The following is a 16,404-nucleotide window of genomic DNA, read 5'->3' on the forward strand; positions in this document are numbered from 1 at the left end:
GGGTCAGGGCGTCAGGGTGGCCAGGAAGCTCACGGCCACCCAAGTCACCATCGCGGACGGCAGCATGCCGTCGAGGCGGTCCATCAGTCCGCCGTGGCCGGGCAAGAGCGCGGACATGTCCTTGATACCCAGCTCGCGCTTAAACTGCGATTCCACCAAATCACCCAGCGTGGCGCAGAAGACCAAACCCAGCCCCATGAGCGCGCCCAGCCACGGCTTGTGGTGAAGCAAGAAGGCGAAGGACAGGGCGCCGGTGGCAATACCGAAGATAATGGACCCGGCGAAGCCTTCCCAGGACTTCTTGGGACTGACTGACGGGGCCATGGGGTGCGAGCCGAACATGACGCCGGCGATATAGCCGCCGGTATCGGAGGCCACCACGCACAGCATGAACACGACAATGGACGCCGCGCCGGACGCGAACGGTGTTTCCACGCGCGAGAGCATGGCGGCAAACGTGCCGAACAGGGGGATCCACGTCAGCACGAAAATGCCCATGGACATATCGCGCAAGTAGTTAATGGGCGGGCGGTGCCGGCCGTTGTGGAACAAGCGCCCAAACATGAGCGCTAAAACCGCCACCACGTACACGGAGACCAGACCGGGCGCGTTGAGCGGCCACGAGATCCAGAGCATGGCTTGGCCCAAGATAATGAGCAGCGTGCGCGGCATCTGGTAGGAATTCTCCCGCAGGCGCGTGAGCACTTCCCACATGGCCACGCCGACGGCCGCGGCTACCACGAGGTACCACACGAGCGGGCCGGCCCAGACAGCGAACACGACGAGGGCGCCCAGCGCCACTCCGACGGCGATAGCCGCAGGCAGGTTGCGGCCTGCCCCGTTCTTGGGCCTCGGCATGCGGCGCTGGCGCTCGGTGATCACGCGTGCTCCTTTACGTTGTTTGCGGCGGCAAGCTGAGCTGAATGAACTCTACACAGAAAGAAGCCGCCGGGCTCGTCACGGTCAGTCTGGGCACGGCGGCGATGGGTCGCTGGCGGAGGTGGCTAGACCTCCATCAGCTCCTCTTCCTTATTGGCTACAAGCTTGTCCACCTGCTCGATGTAGCCGGAGGTAATCTTCTCCATTTCCTTCTCCGCAGCGATAACCTCGTCCTCGCCCGCGTCGCCGTCTTTTTGCAGCTTCTTCAGCTGCTCCATGGCCTTGCGGCGGATGTTGCGGATGGCAATCTTGCCGTCCTCGCCCTTGCTCTTGGCCATCTTGACCATGTCGCGGCGGCGCTCCTCCGTCAGCTGCGGCACGGTGACGCGCAGCACCTGGCCGTCGTTGGTGGGGTTAACACCCAGGTCGGAGTTGCGGATAGCGTTCTCAATCTCGCCGATCATGGACTGCTCGTAAGGCTTAATCAGCAGCATGCGCGGCTCCGGAACGGAGACGGTGGCCATCTGCGTAATCGGGGTGGGAACGCCGTAGTACTCGGCCACGAGGCCGTTGAACATGGACGGGTTTGCGCGGCCGGTACGGATGGTGACCAGCTGCTCGCGGGTGTGCTCCACGGAGGAGGTCATGTGCTCTTCTGCTTCGAGCTGGATCTCGTCGATCATGAGGGTCTTACAACTCCCTTGAAATAGTTAAAAGTACTGGGAAAGAATTTAGCAGGTCGCGGGCGGTTCGCGCTAAGACTGAACCAGCGTGCCGATCTTCTCGCCGTTGACGGCGCGCTTAATGTTGCCTTCGGTGAGCAGGTTGAACACCAGAATCGGCATGTTGTTGTCCATGCACAGGCTAAACGCCGTGGCATCGGCCACCTTGAGGTTCTTCTCAATGACCTCGCGCGGGGTGATTTCGGAGTACAGCTCCGCGTCCGGGTTGGTGCGCGGGTCGTCGGAGTACACACCGTCGACAGCCTTGGCCAGGAAGAGCACCTCGGCACCGATTTCCAGGGCGCGCTGCGCGGCCGTGGTGTCGGTGGAGAAGTACGGCATACCCATGCCCGCACCGAAGATGACTACGCGGCCCTTCTCCAGGTGGCGGTCGGCGCGCAGCGGCAGGTACGGCTCCGCAATCTGGGCCATGTTGATGGAGGTCTGCACGCGGCAGTCAATGCCCTGCTGCTTGAGGAAGTCCTGCAGCGCCAAGGAGTTCATGACAGTACCCAGCATGCCCATGTAGTCAGAGCGTGCGCGGTCCATTCCACGCTGGGACAGCTCGGCGCCGCGGAAGAAGTTGCCGCCGCCGATGACGACGGCGATTTCGGTTCCCTGCTCGGCCACCTCTGCAATCTGGCGGGCAACGTTTTCGACAACGTCCGGGTCGATGCCTACCTTGCCGCCGCCGAACATTTCACCGCCCAGCTTGAGCATGACGCGCTTGTATCCGGTTCGCTTCGGTTCAGGGGTAGTCACGGCCTTCATCGTCTCCTTCACGCATGGCGGTGCGTCACCTCGAGCATCAACATGGCGCATTCGAGATGAGCACTTGAATAATTCTGTTCCATCTTAACCATAGGGACTACGACGGATATATTCACCCGCGCCAGCACACGCCTGCTGCTTAGCGACGCCCCCAAAACGCCAACGCCCCCTCTCCCCTTCCCACGGCTAATGGAAAGGGATGAGGGGGAACGTGGGGCTAAGGCAGGTAGCGCTTAGGCGCCAACCTCGTAGCGGACGAAACCGGTGATGGTGGTGCCGGCCTCCTCAGCAACCTGCTTAACGGTCTTCTTGGAGTCAGACAGGGCAGCCTGCTCCAGCAGGACGACGGACTTGTAGAAGCCGTTGAGGCGGCCTTCCACGATCTTCGGCAGGGCTGCCTCCGGCTTGCCCTCCTCGCGGGTGGTGGCCTCAGCGATCTCGCGCTCCTTCTCCACGACCTCAGCCGGAACGTCCTCACGGGTGAGGTACTCGGCGTTCATTGCGGCAATCTGCAGGGCCACAGCGTGTGCGCCCTCCTCGTTGCCCTCGTAGGAGACCAGCACGCCCACTGCCGGCGGCAGGTCAGCGGAACGCTGGTGCAGGTACACGGCAACATTGTCACCCTCGATGGTGACGGCGCGGCGGGCCTGCAGCTTCTCGCCGGTCTTTGCGGACTCTTCGTCAACGATCTCGGAGACCTTCTTGCCGTCGATCTCCAGGTTGTTGAGCTCCTCGCCGGAGTTCACCTTGGCCTCACCGGCAGCGTCAGCAATCTTGGAAGCGAAGGTCTTGAAGGCGTCGTTCTTAGCCACGAAGTCGGTCTCACAGTTGATCTCGACCATGGTGTTGCCGGACACGGCGATCAGGCCCTCGGTAGCCTCGCGCTCAGCGCGCTTGGACACGTTCTTGGCACCCTTGATGCGCAGGAACTCGACAGCCTTGTCGTAGTCGCCCTGGGACTCCTCGAGAGCCTTCTTGCAATCGAGCATGCCGGAGCCGGTAGCCTCGCGCAATGCCTTAACGTCTGCAGCAGTGTAGTTCGCCATAGTTGGAGCGATCCTCCTTGGAATTAAACGGTATTCGATGAAACAGCGTAGCTGAATAGCTGCCACCACGTCGCGTTGAGGGGGTGTTAACACCATCCCCACTCCCCCGCGAGGGTAACGCAGTCAGCGCTGTGGCGCCGCGCTCGGGCGACGCGAAAGAAAAGCCCCCATCGCCGTGGGCACGAGGTGCCGCGCGGTGCGGGGGCTAATCAGGTAGCAGATTACTCTGCGGACTTCTCGGAAGACTCCTCAGCCTTCTCAGCGGAAGCCGGGTCGGAAGCAGCGGCTGCCTCGGCAGCGTCGCGTGCGTCCTTCTCAGCGGAGTCGCCGGCGGCTTCCTTAGCCTGAGCCAGCTTGCGCTCCTCGCGGGCCTTCTTGCCCTCTTCCACTGCGGTGGCGATGATGCCGGAGAGCAGCTTGGTGGCGCGGATAGCGTCGTCGTTGCCCGGGATCGGGAAGGTGACCTCGTCCGGATCGCAGTTGGTGTCCAGGATGGCCACAACCGGGATGTTGAGCTTGTGAGCCTCCTTGACCGCGATGTGCTCCTTGTTGGTGTCAACGATCCACAGAGCGGACGGAGCCTTGGTCATGTCGGAGATGCCGCCCAGAACACGCTCCAGCTTGACGCGCTCACGGTTGAGCATGAGGACTTCCTTCTTGGTGCGGCCCTTGTAGCCGTCCTCGGCGGCGTCCATGGCCTGCAGCTCCTTCATGCGCTTCAGGCGCTTGGAGACAGTCTGGAAGTTGGTGAGCATGCCGCCCAGCCAGCGGTGGTTAACATACGGCATACCAACGCGGGTGGCCTCTTCTGCCACGGCCTCCTGGGCCTGCTTCTTGGTACCGACGAAGAGGATGGTGCCGCCGTGTGCGACGGTCTCCTTCACGAACTCGAAGGCCTCATCGATGTAGGTCAGCGTCTGCTGCAGGTCGATGATGTAGATGCCGTTACGGTCGGTGAAGATGAAGCGCTTCATCTTCGGGTTCCAGCGACGGGTCTGGTGACCGAAGTGGACACCGGCGTCGAGGAGCTCGCGCATGGTTACAACTGCCATGATTCGCTCGCTTTCTGTTGTTGTTTCGGTTTTGAAAAAATTGTGCGGTGTTTTATTCCGCACCCTAGCAACGAAGGCCCAGGTCAACACCCCGATATCACGGGGACCACGTCAACCACGGACTGTCTCTTCCTTAACCCAGGAAGCGACGGCTTCGCCGCGCGTAGTCAATCCGAGTCGTGTTGCACCAGTTTGCGCGGTGCACATTTGACACAGACTGCTAGCCGTCAGCTTAGTACTGATTGACTGGGGATTCCAAAACGACAACCGTTCTCTCGGCCACGATTAGTTGACCCCCTCATCTATCTTCTACCACTCGCCCCATCAGCCACATCCTCCCCACGTTATCCACAGCGACGCACCACGCCCTATCGCTCCGATTGCACCCCGCGCATGCTTGGCACATGCGCACTTTTCACCGCTTCCTCCTCGTTTGCCTCGTTGCACTGGCCACAACGACCGCACCGCCGGCTGCCGCCTACGTCGACCCCACCACCGGCGAGCCCACGGCCTCCCGCGTGTTGCGTGGCTTCGATCCTCCAGAAAAGCGCTGGCTGGCCGGGCATCGCGGGGTGGACCTGGGGCTACCCGTAGGCGGAGAAGTCAGAGCGTCCGGCGCCGGGGTGGTCCACTTCGCAGGCTCCGTTGCTGGCAAGCCGGTCGTCTCCATCCAGCACGCCTCCGGGCTGCGCACTACGTACCAGCCGGTGTTCGCGCGGGTCGCACGCGGCGATCACGTCGACGAGGGACAGGTGATCGGCACGCTAGCCCCCTCGGTCGATGGCTACCCAGGTCTGCATTGGGGCGCACGCGAAGGCAGGTCCGGTGCGGAGAACTACATCGATCCGCTCAGCTTGTTGTCCGGGCCGGTAATTCGGCTCAAGCCCGTGGGTGGGCGCGGGCGTAGACGTCCCTAAGACGCTGCGCTGACACGTGCGTGTAGACCTGCGTGGTCTGCAGCGAGGAGTGGCCCAGCAGCTCCTGGACCACACGCAGATCTGCCCCGCCCTCGAGAAGATGCGTGGCCGCCGAATGGCGCAGGCCGTGCGGCGTCAACCCCGGTGCACCTGTAACCTGCGCCGCCTTTTCCACCACGCGCCGCACTTGGCGCGGGTCGATGCGGCTGCCGCGCGTACCCACGAACACCGCGGGAGTATCGCCGGCAAGGTGCGGGCGACCAACCTCAAGCCACTGGCCCAGGGCATCGGCCGCGGATTCTCCGAAGGGAACCACGCGTTGCTTGTTGCCTTTACCGGTCACGCGTGCGGTGCGGCGCGACAGGTCTAAGTCGTCGATATCGAGCCCGACGAGCTCAGCCACACGCGTGCCGGTAGCGTACAAGAATTCCAGCATGGCGCTATCGCGCAGAAAGTGAGCCTCGTCGGCAGACACGGCGTTCATCATGAGCTCGCCCGCTTTGGCCGGCGACATGACGGTCGGCAGGTGCTTGCCCACTGCAGGGGTGGCCAGGCGCTGGGCCACGTCGACGTCGAGGTAGCCCTCCCGCGTGGCCCACGAGGAAAAAGCGCGCAGTGCCGCGGTGCGCCGAGCCAGCGTGGAGCGAGACTTCCCCTCTTCCACCGCGCTGGCCAGCCACGCACGAAGCTCTGCCAGGGTAAAGGACGCGAAGTCCGGGACGCCGCGTGCGAGCAGACGCAGGTCCGAGCAATAGCCGCGCACGGTGGCCGGGGAGCGACCGCGGACCACGCGCTGGTATTCGGCAAAGTCCTCGATCGCCTCATCGAGCTGTCCGCCCACGCGCGGCTCTCCCGCGCCGGTTGCGCCTCTTGTGCCACGTGCGTCACTCATAGCTCATGAGTGTACTCAGGTGCGTCGCCACAGCGCCCCCGAGCGCGCAATCACTCCCATCTTTTGCATCGCCACGAGCAGGTGGATGGTCAGCGGCACCCGCATACCCGCGGATTGGGCAATCTCTTCCGCGCTGGCGCCTGCCTCCGCCGTCTCCGGTGGAGTCGAGTCATAGACCCGCAGCTCGTTGCGGGACAATCGCTGGACAGCGGTGGGCTGAAACTCCATTTCGTACTGTCCAGCCACGTCCACATCGCCCGCATGCCCAATGAAGCCGCGCACCTCATCCGCGGAGGCGACCAGCTGCGCGCGTCCTTCTTGAATGCGCTGGTGGCAGCCGAGCGAGCCCGAGGTGGTCACTGGACCGGGAACCGCCATCGCAACCTTTCCCAGCGCCTCGGCCCAGTTCAGGGTGTTGAGGGCACCGGAGCGGAAGCCGGCCTCCACCACCACAGTGCCTGCCGTAAGGGCGGCGACCAATCGATTGCGGGAGAGAAAGCGGTAGCGCTCCGGGCGGGTTCCCGGCGCGAACTCCGACACAATGCACCCGCTGGCAGCAATCTTGTTAAAGAGTGCCTCGTTGCGTACCGGGTAGGACACGTCGATGCCACAGGCAGCGACCGCAACCGTCTGCCCGCCGGCTTCCAAGGCGGCCTCGTGCACGGCGGTATCCACTCCCGTGGCCCCGCCGGACACCACGGTCCACTGATGCGTGGCCAATCCACTAGCCAGTCGCCGGCTTACCTCCCAGCCGTACTTGCTGATAGCCCGCGTTCCCACCAGCGCAACAGACTGGGTCACGGCCTCCCGAAGGCTGCCGCCGCGCACCCACAGACTGTTCGGCGGGACCGCCTGGCTATCAAAGGTCGCTGGCGCATCTACCTGCCCTTGGTGGTAGAAGCCGAAGGCCTGCGAGAATTCCTCGTGCGGCCACTCGGCATCCTCCGGGGTGATGAGTCGTGCTCCTACCTCCGCGGCAGCGGCCAGGTCCTCGTCTTGGCGCAGCCACTCCCGGCGGCTGGCCGTGGCCTGGCGCAGCGGTCCGATCCACTCCTCCGCCCGGTAGATGCCGCGCGCGATCTCTTCCGCCGGGTACTGGGTAAGAAGACCATGCAGCGCGGGAGATGGCCCGTCGACCACGCGATTGAGATAGGCCCAGGTGTGCTGTGACGTAGACAGATTCAGCTCACTCATGCCGCCAGCCTTTCGATGGTTCCGGCGCCGCGCAGGTCCAGGGCTCGGCTCACGTGCTCAAGCTCTGGGCGTGGCGCCCCCTCGAGGTCCGCCAGTGTCCAGGCCAGGCGCAGCACGCGGTCTACCCCGCGCTGACTCAGCTCCCCTTCCGCCAGGTACGCCGACAGCATGACCATCGCTGACTCTGACGCCGGCCGATGTCGCCGCAAATATGCCGCCGGAACAGCACCGTTGACCACGACACCAAGGCCGTCTGCCTCCCACCGCGCGGCCATGCGCTCGCGGGCTTCTGCCACTCGTTCGGCGATGACCGCGGAGGTCTCCTCCCCAGCCGCGTTAAGCACTGCGGCCTGTCCCGACAGGGACACAATGATGTCGAGCCGGTCGCGCAAGGGGCCGGAGAGGTTCGACAGGTAGTTCATGCGGTCTGCCGCCCGGCATTCGCACCGCGCCGGGTCCTCAGTACCGCAGCGGCACGGGTTGGCCGCCAAGACCAACTGGAAGCGTGCGGGAAACGTCACCTCCCGCCGCGCGCGGGCCAGGCGCACTTGTCCTTCCTCCAAGGGAGCGCGGAGTCCGTCCAGCACCTGGGCCGGAACCTCGCTGACTTCATCCAAGAACAGCACCCCGTGATGCGCCAGGCTTACCGCGCCGGGGCGCGGGCGGCCCGAGCCGCCGCCGATGAGTGCCGCCTTGGTTACTGAGGCGTGCGGGGCAATAAACGGTGCGCGCGAGACCACCGAGCCCAGTGAGCCCGCCACCGAGTGAATGGCCGTGGCCTCAACCGACTGATCGGTGCTCAAGCGCGGCAGGATGCTCGGCAGGCGGGAGGCAATCATTGACTTTCCCGAGCCTGGCGGGCCAACCATCATCACGTGGTGGCCACCGGCAGCGGCTACCTCCGCGGCCCACTTGGCCTCATGTTGGCCGGCTACCTCGCAGAAGTCCGCCAACTCCTCGTCCGCCGGTGCGCAGTCCCGGGCCACCTCGCGCGCCAAGAAGAGGCAATCGCTCCCGCAGGCCCAGGCGTAGGCATCCCATAGGGTGTCTGCTACCAGGACGTTCATGTCCGGCACGAGCGCCGCCTCCGCCGCGTTTCCGGTCGGGATAACCAGGGTGTCATAGCCGTGAGAGCGCGCGGCCAGGATGGCGGGGATAATGCCGGAGACAGGGCGCACCTGACCATCGAGTCCCAGCTCCCCCAGCACTAGGGCGCGGGCCAGCCGGCCGTGCTCGCCCTGGCCCGCGCCCAGAATGGCGAGTGCCATCGGTAGGTCGAAATGGGCACCCGCCTTGGGCAGCGAGGCCGGGGACATGGAGACGACGACCTTAGTCTTCGGCCACGGCAGGTGGGAGTTGCTCACTGCGGTGCGGATGCGGTCGCGGGATTCGGAGATGGCGGCATCTCCTAGCCCCACCACGTGGACCCCGGGCAGTCCCGGCCCCACGTTGGCTTCTACAGCGACGACGCGCGCCAGCACGCCGTCGAGGGCAATGGTGTCACACCTACCGAGCGCCATTGTCCACCCCTTGGAAGTACTCCACGTCGAAGTCCTCCCCGGCCTTGACTAGGGCAAGGACGTCGAAGCGAACCGGTGAGAAGGGCTTGCCGTCGAGCCAGTGCGCCGCGGCCTTGCGCAGGCGCTTAAGCTTGCGCTTGGTTACTGCCTCAGCCACGCCATACGCGCGGCTGGCGCGAGTTTTAACTTCGACGAAGACAATGGTGCCGTCCGCCTCGCGGACGACAAGGTCAATTTCGCCCACGCGGTAGTGCACATTAGCGGCGATGACCTGCGCGCCGCGGGCGCGGTAAAAGTCGGCGGCGAACTGCTCGCCTGCTTTGCCCAAGGCGTCCTTGTGACGCAGGGTTCTGCCGGGGACGGTCGAATCAGCAAAAGTTGTCATTGTGGTGTTCCTTGAAGTGTGGGAAAGCTACATGCCGCGTTGCTCACGACACTTCCCAGAACACCCCACCGCCAGCACTGCTGGCTAGGGTCATCTGCCCTGCCCCGGCAGATCTGTGGATAACTCCCCCGGGCTCACCACGTCCTTGGCCCCGCCCACTCTCTCCCCCCTCGGAGCGAGACCCGCGTGCGCTTAGTCAGGCAGGACGAAGTCCGGTTTGTCCAGCTCCTCAATGTTGACGTCCTTGTAGGTAATGACGCGGACATAGCGCACGAAACGCGCAGACCGGTACATGTCCCATACCCAGGCATCGGACATGCGCACCTCGTAGTACACGTCGGGCCCGGAGGTGTGCGGGATGAGTTCTACCGCGTTGGCCAGGTAAAACCGGCGCTCGGTTTCCACCACGTAGGAGAATTGGCTGACCACATCGCGGTATTCGCGGTACAGCGACAGCTCGACTTCAGCTTCGTAGTTATCGAGTTCCTCAGCGCTCACGGTGTGCATCTCCTTCGCTCATAACCCAGGGTGAACTCGCCTCAGCTTACTTGCTTCGGCCGGCACACTCGCTCAGGCGCGCGCGATAAATTCCGCGTGTGCCTGCGCCACATTGCGGTAGCTCATCCGGTGCTCTGGAGTGGCGCCGAGGCGAGCGATCGCTGCCTGGTGCACGGCAGTGCCATAGCCCTTGTGGCCGGCGAGCCCGTAGCCGGGGTAGCGTGCATCCAGTTCATCCATGAGCCGGTCGCGGGAGACCTTCGCCAGGATGCTGGCTGCGGCGATGCACCGCACCGCGGCGTCGCCGCCGATGATGGGCAGTTGCGGGGCGGGGATGCCGGGGACCCGGAGGGCGTCGGTAAGCACATAGCCCGGCCGCACCGCCAGCTGCGCTACCGCCCGGCGCATGCCGGACAGGTTGGCGTGCTGGATGCCAAAAGTGTCCACGTCTTGCGCGTCGATGTGCACCACCGCCCACGCCACTGCGCGCTTCTTGATGAGCGGCTCCAGCTTCTCCCGCGCGGCGGGGCTGAGCTTCTTCGAATCATCCAGGCGGTCGAGCTCCGGGAGGATGCGCTGGGGCAGGATGCAGGCGCCAATGGTCACCGGACCGCAGCACGCGCCCCGCCCGGCCTCGTCAACTCCGGCCACGGGACCCAGACCGGCCTTATCCAGCGCCACCTCATAGGTGCGCTTCTGCTTCAACCTGCGCATGCGGCTACAGCTCCGCGCGGTCGACGCTCTGCAGGCGGCTAAGCGGCAGCACGACGGCCTCCACTCGGCCCCGCACGGCGTCGAGAGGCACCGTGCCCTGCTCCTTATCCCCCAGGTGCGCGCGCGAATCCAGGGAATTGGTCCGGTTGTCCCCCATGACCCAGAGGTGGCCCTCCGGCACCGTGACGGGGCCGAAGTAGGCGCCCCCGCAAGCCACTGAGCCGGCGCGGTCATCGATGGGGATCTCCGGCGGGTCGAGCACGAAATCCTGGTTGGTAGGCCGGCCGTCCACCATGACGGACGGATCGCCCTCCTCGCAGGACACCGTCTGCCCTGCCGTGGCGATGACGCGCTTGACCAGAATGTTCTCGCCGTTGGGCACCAGCCCCACCACCGCGCCCAGGTTCTGCACGCCGCGCACCAGCACGTTGCGGGAGCGGGAGACCTCGAAGGAGGTATTCCACGATTCCGGTCCGCTAAAGACCACCACGTCCCCGGGCTGCGGCGGGGAGAAGTAGTAGCTCACCTTCTGCACCACGATGCGGTCATTGCTGCACCCAGGGCAGCCATGCAGGGTGGGCTCCATGGAGGAGGACGGGATGAGGTACAGCCGCCCCACGAAGGCCTGGATCAATGCCAGGAGAACAAAGGTGAGAAGGAGCGCGGGGAAGAAATCCCGCGCACGCGGGCGGGCCTTAGGACTGGATGTCCAGGTCATCGACCCCACCGATGCGGTTGAAGGGGAAGAACACGAACATCACCTTGCCGCGGACATTCTCCACCGGGATGGTGCCCTGGTACTCATCCTGCATGTGGTAGCGCGAATCCGCCGAGGCCGTGCGGTTATCACCCATGACCCAGATGTTGTCCTCCGGGACGGTCACCGGGCCGAAGTAGGCGCCACCGCAGGCGTTAGAACCGGTGGACTCGTCCACGCGGTAGGTCGGCGGGTTCTGGACGTAGTCTTGGTCAATGGGCTTGCCGTCCACCATGACAGCCGGGTCGCCTTCCTGGCAGGACACGGTCTGCCCGCCCGTGGCGATAACACGCTTGACCAGAGTGTTCTCGTCCGGCGGGGTGAGAGAAACGTAGCTCAACGCGTCCTGGATGTGGTGAATCACCGGATTCGAGGAGCGCGGCGACACCCAGTTGGTGTCCCAATCCGGGGTTCCTTTGAACACGACGACGTCGCCAGGCTCCGGGCCCTTATCCCCGTAATAGGAGACCTTCTCCGTAAAGATGCGGTCGTTGGTGCAGCCCGTGCAGCCATGCAGGGTCGGCTCCATAGAGCCCGAAGGGATGACATACTGCCGGCCCACGAAGTTCTGGAACACGCCCACCACGGCGAGCACGCAGACCACCACGAGCGCTGTTTCCAGCAGCCACGGCATCTGCTTCTTTTCCTTGGCAGGAGCCGCCGCGCTTGCCGACGCCCCCGTGTCCCCCACCGTCTCCTCGACGGCAGGCTGGGCACCTTCAGTAATGTCGTTGTCTTTTTCCACGGGCTAAATCCTAGCAATCCGCCTTCTGCTCACCGCGCGCGGCGCACGAAAAAGCCCCCTGCTCCCTCCCACTAGAGCCAGCAGGAGGAGAACAGGGGGCGTGCGAGGGGCGCCGAAAGACTAGCGGCGCTCCTTGATGCGGGCCTTCTTACCGCGCAGGTCGCGCAGGTAGTACAGCTTCGCACGGCGAACGCGGCCGCGGCGAGCAACCTCGATGGAGGCGATGTTCGGGGAGTGAACCGGGAAGGTACGCTCCACGCCGATGCCGAAGGAGACCTTACGCACGGTGAAGGTCTCGCGGATGCCGGAGCCCTGGCGGCGGATGCAGACACCCTTGAAGAGCTGGGTACGCTCGGTGGTGCCCTCGATGACCTTGACGTTAACGTCAAGGGTATCGCCCGGGCGGAAGGACGGGATATCGTCGCGCAGCTGTGCTGCGTCAACCTTGTCAATGAGGTTTGCCATTGAATGTTTCCTTTTCAGTTTAAGACAGAGGACCCTGGCGCCACCTTGTGGCGGCTGACCGGTTCGTGCCTGTTACATAGAACATCGCTATCTTTCCATACCCCGCCCCCACCGGCCAAATTGCCCAAACGCCTGACACGGCTGCGGTGAGCATTCTATGGTGGTTTACGCACTGATACACCCCACGGGTGCCCACAGGAAGTGGGCTGAGAGTGGCGCTGACACCGCGCCTGCACCGTTCGAACCTGTCTGGTTAGCACCAGCGAAGGAAGAGAGGAGCAGCCATGACGGCTACCCACAATGAGATCCATCCCAAGCACTCCTACTCCCCCATCCGGGAGAACGGACTGGAGGTTCCGGAAACCGAAATCCAGCTGGATGATTCCCCCACCGGCCCCAACGAGCCATTCCGCGTCTACCGCACGCGCGGCCCGGAGTGCGAGCCCGAGGTGGGCCTGCCGGCCTTGCGCGCAGAGTGGATTGCAGAGCGTGGCGACGTGGAGACCTACGCCGGCCGCGCCCGCAACTTGGCCGATGACGGCCGCTCCGCCGAGCGCCGCGGCGCCGCCTCCCAGGAGTGGAAAGGTGAGCGCCGCCAGCCATTACGCTCTCAGGAGGGCAAGCGGGTTACCCAGATGCACTACGCGCGCCAGGGCATCATCACCAAGGAGATGCAGTTCGTAGCCCTGCGCGAGCACTGCGACCCGGAGTTCGTGCGCTCCGAAATCGCGCGCGGGCGCGCCATCCTGCCCAACAACGTCAACCACCCGGAATCCGAGCCAATGATCATCGGCCGCAACTTCCTCACCAAGATCAACGCCAACATTGGCAACTCCGCGGTGACCTCCTCCATTGCCGAGGAAGTCTCCAAGCTGCGCTGGGCCACGCGCTGGGGCGCGGACACGGTCATGGACCTCTCCACCGGCGATGACATCCACACCACCCGCGAGTGGATTCTGCGCAACTCCCCGGTCCCGATCGGCACCGTGCCCATCTACCAGGCCCTGGAGAAGGTAAACGGCGTAGCCGAGGACCTCACCTGGGAAGTCTTCCGGGATACCGTCATCGAGCAGTGCGAGCAGGGCGTGGACTACATGACCATCCACGCCGGCGTGCTGCTGCCCTACGTGCCGCTGACCACCGAGCGCGTCACCGGAATCGTCTCCCGCGGCGGTTCGATTATGGCTGGCTGGTGCCTGGCGCACCACAAGGAGTCCTTCCTCTACGAGAACTTTGATGAGCTGTGCGAGATTTTCGCGCGCTACGACGTCGCCTTCTCCCTCGGTGATGGCCTGCGCCCGGGTTCTTTGGCGGATGCCAACGACACCGCCCAGTTCGCCGAGCTCAAGACCATTGGCGAGCTCACCCGGCGCGCCTGGGACTACGACGTCCAGGTCATGGTGGAGGGCCCCGGCCACGTGCCGCTCAACATGATTCAGGAGAACAACGAGCTGGAGCAGGAGTGGGCCTCGGAAGCCCCCTTCTACACGCTGGGCCCGCTGGTCACCGACATCGCGCCGGGCTACGACCACATCACCTCCGCCATCGGCGCGGCGAACATCGCCATGGGAGGCACGGCCATGCTGTGCTACGTCACCCCCAAGGAGCACCTGGGCCTGCCCAACCGCGATGACGTCAAGACCGGCGTTATTACCTACAAGCTCGCCGCCCATGCCGCCGACGTGGCGAAGGGCCACCCGGGTGCGCGCGCCTGGGACGACGCGATGAGCAAGGCCCGCTTCGAGTTCCGTTGGCACGACCAGTTCGCGCTCTCACTGGATCCGGACACCGCGCAGGCTTACCACGATGAAACCCTGCCCGCGGAGCCGGCGAAGACCGCCCACTTCTGCTCCATGTGTGGCCCGAAGTTCTGCTCCATGCGCATCAGCCAGGACATTCGGGATACGTTCTCCGATTCCCTCGGCATGCCCAGCTTCCCGGGGCAAGGCTCCATCGACCCCGACGTCGTCGCCGCGGCCCGCGCGGGCGAGGAGCGCAAGTCGGAGGAGTTCAAGGCGCAGGGCTCGCAGCTCTACCACGAGGAAGACGGGGTCCATGCCTGATCTTCGCTGCTACTTCGTCACCGGCACTGCGGACTCCCCTGCGGATATCGTGCGCATCGCTGCGGCGGCGGCCCGGGGCGGGGCGGGCATCGTGCAGGTGCGCTCGAAGCCGATTTCCGCGCGCGATCTCTACCTGCTGGGCCGGGACGTCGCCCGCGCGGTGGCAGCGGCGAACCCGGCAACGCGTGTGCTTATCGACGACCGCGTGGACGTCGCCCTCGCCCTACGCCACGACGGCGAGCCGGTCCACGGCGTGCACCTTGGCCAGGATGATCTCCCCGTCGAGCAGGCCCGCGCGCTCCTCGGGCCGGACGCGATTATCGGGCTCACCACGGGTACCCGCGAGCTCGTCGAGAAAGCCAACGAGGTTGCTGACCTCATTGACTACATCGGGTGCGGCCCGTTCCGGGCTACCCCGACGAAGGATTCCGGCCGCCCGCCCCTGGGGCTTAACGCCTATCCGGAGCTGGTCGAGCTCTCCCGGGTCCCGCTCGTGGCCATCGGGGATGTCACCGCCGACGATGCCGCAGCTCTCGCGGCCACGGGCGTGGCCGGCCTCGCGGTCGTGCGTGGCATCATGCATGCAGACGACCCGGAGGCCTACTGCCGCGAGCTCCTTTCCGGCTTCGATGAAGGTGCGCGATGAGTACTGCATCTGACTCCACCGTCATCGTCGTCGGCGCCGGCGTGGTGGGCCTGGCCACCGCGGTGGAGCTTGCCTCCCGTGGCCACGCGGTCACCGTGCTCGACCCCGAGCCGGCCTCCGGCGCCACACACTTCGCCGGCGGCATGCTCGCCCCGACAGCCGAGGTGGTCTACCAGCAGGATCCGCTCTTTCCGCTAATGCGTGCTTCCGGCACGTGGTATCCCGAGCTCATCGACCTCGTTGCTTCCCACACGGACGTCCCCACCGGCTACCGCGATGAGGGCACGCTCGTCGTCGCCGCCGACCGCACAGATGCCCAGCACCTTACTGAGCTAGCTGATTATCAATCTCTCCACGGCATGGAGGTCGAGCGCATCACCGTGCGCGAGGCCCGCCGCGCCGAACCGCTTCTCTCCCCGCGGCTAGCAGGTGCTGTGAGCATCCCGGGCGACACCCAGGTCTTTCCCCGCCAGTGGGCGGCCGCACTCCTAAGCGCAGCCCAGAAACTCGGCGTTCGCTTTTTCCGCACGCCCGCCCACGCCATCGATGCCGAACACGGCGTCGTGCGCACCCCCACCGGCGAGTTCCACGCCGATGACGTCGTGTTGGCCGCCGGCCTGGGCGCGCGCGACGTCGAATGGGCACAATCGGCAGGGCTAGAGCGCTCTCCCCTGCAGCTGCGCCCGGTCTACGGCGATATCCTGCGCCTGGGTGTGCCAGAGCACCTTCGCCCGCTGCTGAACCGCGTGGTCCGCGGTTTCGTGGAGGACCGCCCCGTCTACCTTATTCCGCGCCACGATGGCACCCTGGCCATCGGAGCCACCACCCGGGAAGATTCCCTGGCCTCCGCCCAGGCCGGCGGGGTCTACGCCCTGCTGCGCGACGCCATCCGGCTCCTCCCCGCCGTCGAGGAGTGCGAATTCCTCGAGGCCAGCGCGGGCGCGCGCCCCGGCACGCCGGATGACCTGCCCTATCTCGGCCGCGTGGGCGCTAAGCTCGTCATATCCACCGGCTATTTCCGCCACGGAATCCTGCTCACCGCGCTTGCGGCTCGGTGCACCAGCGAGCTTGTCGAGCACTCCGAGCCCAGCATCGACCTCACCGCCTGCTCGCCCCTGCGCCATGACAAGGAGTAAAC

General features: G+C 65.1%; 18 protein-coding genes and 1 riboswitch. Of the genes, 4 read left to right on the top strand and 14 right to left on the bottom strand.

Translation table 11 applies throughout. The features are described 5' to 3' along the window. Nucleotides 1-3: 3 nt before the first annotated feature. The 5 genes from ACKFR8_RS04195 to rpsB form a co-directional block, all read right to left on the bottom strand. On the bottom strand, nt 4-858 hold the full coding sequence (locus ACKFR8_RS04195; RefSeq protein ID WP_408930984.1) for a phosphatidate cytidylyltransferase: 855 nt from the start codon (nt 856-858) through the stop codon (nt 4-6). A 146-nt stretch (nt 859-1,004) separates the two neighbouring features. Then, nucleotides 1,005-1,562 carry a ribosome recycling factor gene (frr, locus tag ACKFR8_RS04200; RefSeq protein WP_296130712.1) on the bottom strand — a complete coding sequence of 186 codons (558 nt, stop codon included), beginning with the start codon at nt 1,560-1,562 and terminating at the stop codon, nt 1,005-1,007. A 72-nt stretch (nt 1,563-1,634) separates the two neighbouring features. Continuing rightward, a complete protein-coding gene (gene pyrH / locus ACKFR8_RS04205) occupies nt 1,635-2,372 on the bottom strand; it encodes a UMP kinase (RefSeq protein ID WP_296130710.1) in 738 nt (245 codons plus the stop codon). A 233-nt stretch (nt 2,373-2,605) separates the two neighbouring features. Next, nucleotides 2,606-3,418: a translation elongation factor Ts gene (gene tsf, locus ACKFR8_RS04210; protein WP_408930653.1), complete on the bottom strand. Its 813-nt coding sequence runs from the start codon at nt 3,416-3,418 to the stop codon at nt 2,606-2,608. Between the two features lie 221 nt (nt 3,419-3,639). Continuing rightward, on the bottom strand, nt 3,640-4,470 hold the full coding sequence (rpsB, locus tag ACKFR8_RS04215; protein ID WP_306506763.1) for a 30S ribosomal protein S2: 831 nt from the start codon (nt 4,468-4,470) through the stop codon (nt 3,640-3,642). Nucleotides 4,471-4,874: 404 nt separating this feature from the next. Here rpsB and ACKFR8_RS04220 point away from each other — a divergent pair, with 404 nt between their 5' ends. Next, nucleotides 4,875-5,387, top strand: coding sequence for a M23 family metallopeptidase (locus ACKFR8_RS04220; RefSeq protein ID WP_408930654.1), 513 nt, complete (start codon nt 4,875-4,877; stop codon nt 5,385-5,387). Here the strand turns inward: ACKFR8_RS04220 and ACKFR8_RS04225 are convergent. From ACKFR8_RS04225 to rplS, 9 genes are all read right to left on the bottom strand, one after another. Beyond that, on the bottom strand, nt 5,350-6,279 hold the full coding sequence (locus ACKFR8_RS04225; RefSeq protein ID WP_408930655.1) for a tyrosine recombinase XerC: 930 nt from the start codon (nt 6,277-6,279) through the stop codon (nt 5,350-5,352). The genes ACKFR8_RS04220 and ACKFR8_RS04225 overlap by 38 nt on opposite strands. A 15-nt stretch (nt 6,280-6,294) precedes the next feature. Then, complete coding sequence (gene dprA / locus ACKFR8_RS04230; RefSeq protein ID WP_408930656.1) at nt 6,295-7,473, bottom strand: DNA-processing protein DprA; 1,179 nt, start codon at nt 7,471-7,473, stop codon at nt 6,295-6,297. Beyond that, on the bottom strand, nt 7,470-8,993 hold the full coding sequence (locus tag ACKFR8_RS04235; protein ID WP_296131470.1) for a YifB family Mg chelatase-like AAA ATPase: 1,524 nt from the start codon (nt 8,991-8,993) through the stop codon (nt 7,470-7,472). Before ACKFR8_RS04235 ends, dprA begins: the two co-directional genes overlap by 4 nt. After that, a complete protein-coding gene (locus ACKFR8_RS04240) occupies nt 8,980-9,378 on the bottom strand; it encodes a YraN family protein (protein ID WP_408930657.1) in 399 nt (132 codons plus the stop codon). Before ACKFR8_RS04240 ends, ACKFR8_RS04235 begins: the two co-directional genes overlap by 14 nt. 192 nt (nt 9,379-9,570) lie before the next feature. Continuing rightward, a complete protein-coding gene (locus ACKFR8_RS04245; RefSeq protein ID WP_039675937.1) occupies nt 9,571-9,876 on the bottom strand; it encodes a DUF2469 domain-containing protein in 306 nt (101 codons plus the stop codon). 72 nt (nt 9,877-9,948) lie between these two features. Beyond that, nucleotides 9,949-10,590, bottom strand: coding sequence for a ribonuclease HII (locus ACKFR8_RS04250; RefSeq protein ID WP_408930658.1), 642 nt, complete (start codon nt 10,588-10,590; stop codon nt 9,949-9,951). A gap of 4 nt (nt 10,591-10,594) precedes the next feature. Next, nucleotides 10,595-11,308: a signal peptidase I gene (lepB, locus tag ACKFR8_RS04255; RefSeq protein WP_306506761.1), complete on the bottom strand. Its 714-nt coding sequence runs from the start codon at nt 11,306-11,308 to the stop codon at nt 10,595-10,597. Next, a complete protein-coding gene (gene lepB / locus ACKFR8_RS04260) occupies nt 11,286-11,981 on the bottom strand; it encodes a signal peptidase I (RefSeq protein WP_306506849.1) in 696 nt (231 codons plus the stop codon). Before lepB (ACKFR8_RS04260) ends, lepB (ACKFR8_RS04255) begins: the two co-directional genes overlap by 23 nt. Before the next feature lie 231 nt (nt 11,982-12,212). Continuing rightward, nucleotides 12,213-12,557 (bottom strand): 50S ribosomal protein L19, encoded by a 345-nt coding sequence (gene rplS / locus ACKFR8_RS04265; RefSeq protein ID WP_296131457.1) that lies wholly within the window; start codon nt 12,555-12,557, stop codon nt 12,213-12,215. A 174-nt stretch (nt 12,558-12,731) separates the two neighbouring features. Beyond that, nucleotides 12,732-12,846: riboswitch (TPP riboswitch) on the top strand. On the opposite strand from rplS, the gene thiC reads away from it, so the two are divergent. The 3 genes from thiC (at nt 12,842) to thiO (ending at nt 16,402) form a co-directional block, all read left to right on the top strand. Beyond that, nucleotides 12,842-14,620 carry a phosphomethylpyrimidine synthase ThiC gene (gene thiC / locus ACKFR8_RS04270; protein WP_408930659.1) on the top strand — a complete coding sequence of 593 codons (1,779 nt, stop codon included), beginning with the start codon at nt 12,842-12,844 and terminating at the stop codon, nt 14,618-14,620. (Overlaps the previous riboswitch by 5 nt.) After that, complete coding sequence (locus tag ACKFR8_RS04275; protein ID WP_408930660.1) at nt 14,613-15,266, top strand: thiamine phosphate synthase; 654 nt, start codon at nt 14,613-14,615, stop codon at nt 15,264-15,266. Before thiC ends, ACKFR8_RS04275 begins: the two co-directional genes overlap by 8 nt. After that, nucleotides 15,263-16,402 (top strand): glycine oxidase ThiO, encoded by a 1,140-nt coding sequence (gene thiO, locus ACKFR8_RS04280; protein WP_408930661.1) that lies wholly within the window; start codon nt 15,263-15,265, stop codon nt 16,400-16,402. The genes ACKFR8_RS04275 and thiO overlap by 4 nt, the downstream gene beginning before the upstream one ends. The last annotated feature ends 2 nt before the right edge of the window (nt 16,403-16,404 follow it).

The organism is Corynebacterium axilliensis, from assembly GCF_046097495.1.
GTDB lineage: Bacteria > Actinomycetota > Actinomycetes > Mycobacteriales > Mycobacteriaceae > Corynebacterium.